The sequence below is a fragment of the Streptomyces sp. NPDC006265 genome, from assembly GCF_040613555.1.
In the GTDB taxonomy this organism is placed as follows: Bacteria; Actinomycetota; Actinomycetes; order Streptomycetales; family Streptomycetaceae; genus Streptomyces.
Window position 1 is genome coordinate 1 of sequence record NZ_JBEXSH010000996.1, and the last position, 3,051, is coordinate 3,051.

General features: G+C 71.4%; 3 protein-coding genes. 2 read left to right on the forward strand and 1 reads right to left on the reverse strand.

Going from position 1 to position 3,051, the window contains the following annotated elements; genetic code table 11:
• Nucleotides 1-116: 116 nt before the first annotated feature.
• Complete coding sequence (locus ABZ281_RS44125; protein ID WP_356663879.1) at nt 117-1,511, reverse strand: hypothetical protein; 1,395 nt, start codon at nt 1,509-1,511, stop codon at nt 117-119.
• A 545-nt stretch (nt 1,512-2,056) separates the two neighbouring features.
• On the opposite strand from ABZ281_RS44125, the gene ABZ281_RS44130 reads away from it, so the two are divergent.
• Nucleotides 2,057-2,212: a hypothetical protein gene (locus ABZ281_RS44130; protein ID WP_356663881.1), complete on the forward strand. Its 156-nt coding sequence runs from the start codon at nt 2,057-2,059 to the stop codon at nt 2,210-2,212.
• A 138-nt stretch (nt 2,213-2,350) separates the two neighbouring features.
• Nucleotides 2,351-2,914, forward strand: a complete 564-nt coding sequence (locus ABZ281_RS44135) for a snapalysin family zinc-dependent metalloprotease (protein WP_356663883.1) — start codon at nt 2,351-2,353, stop codon at nt 2,912-2,914.
• Nucleotides 2,915-3,051: the final 137 nt, after the last annotated feature.

Consider the following 3,051-nt stretch of genomic DNA (forward strand, 5'->3'; position numbering starts at 1 on the left):
ACGCACCAAACGCCGCTCCTCAACGGGCAAACGTTGCCTGCCGCGGCACTAGCTGGGCCCCGCGCCCGCCGCGCCTCTTGCCGCGGGCGTCGACCAGCGCCGTCCCGGTCTCGGCGTCAGCGTGGGATGCCCAAGGCGTCGAGGTGCTGGTGCATGACCTCTGCCGGAAGGCCGGGGTTGCCCAGGGCCCGGGAGGCGAGCTCCGGGTCCTTGCAGCTCTCCAGGATCAGGCCGACCGGCAGGGCGGGATGCGCGGCGGCCATGCCACGCACGCGCTTCTCGGGATCGGCGAGCAGCCGGACCACCACGTCGGTTGGTGCGTGAGCGTCGAGTTCCACCAGCAACCTCTTCTCCGGGTCCGGGTCGTCGGCGAAGCGCCGCCCGGCTCCCTCGTGCGGGAAGTTGGCGTGGCCGAGCAGACCGCCCTTGGTGATGACCTTGCAGTCCAGGTAGGTCTGCAGCACGACTTCGCCGTCCACGGTCGGCTGGTTCTCGCACAGCAGGAGTCTCACGGGGTAGTCGTCGTCCTCGGCGAGCAGCTCGACGGCGTCGGCGGGCAGGTGCGGGGCACAGGCGGCGCTGCGGCGCAGGAGGATGTTGACCGACCGGGCGCACCGGCGCAGCATGTCGGGATCGGTGCACGTACGCACCCATTCGACGGGATGCAGCCGGTCGGACGAGTCGATGGTGATGTCGACGGCGGCACGTTCCGTCTCCGTCAGCTCGGGGCGTACCGACACGGCCAGCCGGACGCTGTGCGCGTCGTCGTCGGCCAGCGTACGGACGATGTCGATGGGCACGTTGAGGTTCGCCGCCAGTTCGCGCCGGTCCGCCTCTTCGCCGTCGGCCGCGAGCCGTTCGGCGGTCGCGGTGCTCAAGGCGCCGTGGCGGATCACCTCGTGCCGGTGGAAGGTGCCGAGGCCCGCGTCGAGCAGGAGATCGGTGTACCGCGTGTCGTCCCGGCAGGCCTTCAACATGGCTGCCTGACGTACGTTCTCGTCGGCGTCGGCGAGCAGACGGTTCCGGGTGTCGTCGGAGAGCAGAGCCCACGCGCGGCAGGCCGCCTCCCGGAGGTCCGGGTCCTGGTGGTCGGCCAGACCGGCGACCAGATCCGGAGCCGTGAACCGGCAGCCGGCCGCGCTGCGGCGGACGCGTGCTTCCTGGTCGGCGAGCAGGCGCTTCTGGACGGCAGGAGGAAGGGGCTCCACGGGGACGCGGAACCAGTCGGGTCCGTAGGCCAGAGCTTCGCGCACCCGTACGTCGGGATCGTCGATCAGCCGGGCGCGTTGTTCCGGCGTCACCGAGGGGTTCGCGGCGAAGGCCGAGCGCAGCCTGTGGTCAGGGTGCGCGACGATCAGGTCGACCACCTCGTCCGGCAGCGCGCGCCAAGCCAGCGTGTCCCAGGCCGCGATGGCCTCGTCGGACAGCAGCCGGGTCAGGACGTCCACCGGCGCCCCGGGATTTCGCGCGAGGGCACCGATCGTCTCGCGGTCAGGACACTTGTCGCACATGCTTCCCCCTGTTCGCCGGCGAAGGACGCGGGCCCGCAGATTGTGCTTGGACCGTGTGTTCGGGGTCAACGTCGGTGATCACGTCCGTCCCGGCCCGGTTCGGGTGGTCCGGGTGGCCCCTGCGTACTCGGCGCCGGCGCACGCAGGCTGCAACGGGCCTTGGTCGCAGGGAGCTTGACGGGGCGGGAGTGGAGGGCGGACGACGCTGATCGGTTCCTCGGCGTCGTGCTGGTGACGTACGTGGTGCCGGGCCGGACTTCCTCGTGGTGGTCAGATAGGCCGCCGAGGATCCCTCGAAAGGCAGAGCCGCCGCACTGGGCGCGCAGACCGGGCTGTGCGTCCACATGCCGGCCGCCGCGGCCGGTCTCTCGGTGATCGCCACCCGCTCACCGATGGTGTACGACGGCACCAGACTGATGGCGCGGCCTACCTCGGTATCTCGGTGTGCGGGCGGTGCTCGCCGCCCGCCGGGCCGCGCGTGAAAGGCGGAACGTGAAGGAGGCCGCACCTCACGCCCACCGGAGGGCAGCTTCTTCCTGGGCACCTTGGACATGCTCATCGGCGTCGCCTACTGGTTCGCCCTCGTCGTCGTCGCGCGACTGCGAGCTCTGCTCTCGAGGCCGACGATCCGTCACCGCTGGGAGCTGACCATGGGCTGGCTGTTCAGCGCCATCGGCGTCTCGGTCGCGGCCGCAGCCTGACGGCCCATGAGGGTTTAGAGAGGGGGAGGTGCCGGCCGCAGGTGTACTCCGGTTGACCGATTCAAGGGCCATCCGGCTGGGCAATGGGCTAATGAATGTCATGAGCACGACTCCCCTTCCCCCACAAGGAGGTCGATCATGCACGTCCGAACGCTGACCGGCGGGCTCGCCGCAGCCTTTCTGGTATCCCTGTCCCTGACGGGTGGTCAGGCCGTGGCCGCCGCTCCCCAGGCGGTGGACGCCTCTCCCGCCGCGCGGGTCCTGACCTATGACGCCGCCGGATCCGCGGAGTTCAGGAGCGCCGTCGACCGGGGCGCGGCGATCTGGAACGAGAGCGTCGACGCCGTGGAGCTTCGGCCGGCCGCAGCCGGGCAACGGGCGAACATCCGGGTTCTCGCGGACAACGGCTGGCCGCGTGCCCTGCCCACCACCCTCGGCAACGGCACCGTGTACATCGGGCGCCAGGCCGTCGACCAGGGTTACAACACGATCCGCATCTCCGCGCACGAGCTCGGGCACATCCTCGGCCTGCCGGACCGCAAGCCCGGGCCGTGCTCGAGTCTGATGTCCGGTTCCACCGCGGGCACCGCGTGCGCGAACCCCTATCCGAACACGGCGGAGAAGGCGGAGGTCGAGGGGAACTTCGGCGGCGGACTCGCCGTGCGGGTCCCGGCCGTGCGGGCCGGGGTGATCGTGGACTGACGCGTGCGGCGCCTCGCGTGAAGAGCCCTTGCGCCCACTCCGGATCGCGGGCTGGCGGCCCGGCCCCGGCGCAACCGCACCGGTGCCCCGTCAACCGGGCGAACCGCAGCGGTGGCGCCCCGCGCCGCCGCGCGAGG

What these genes read in the sequence shown, in the direction of transcription:
- ABZ281_RS44125 (WP_356663879.1), bottom strand. Translation starts at nt 1,511, where the DNA reads ATGTGCGACAAGTGTCCTGACCGCGAGACGATCGGTGCCCTCGCGCGA.
- ABZ281_RS44135 (WP_356663883.1), top strand. Translation starts at nt 2,351, where the DNA reads ATGCACGTCCGAACGCTGACCGGCGGGCTCGCCGCAGCCTTTCTGGTA.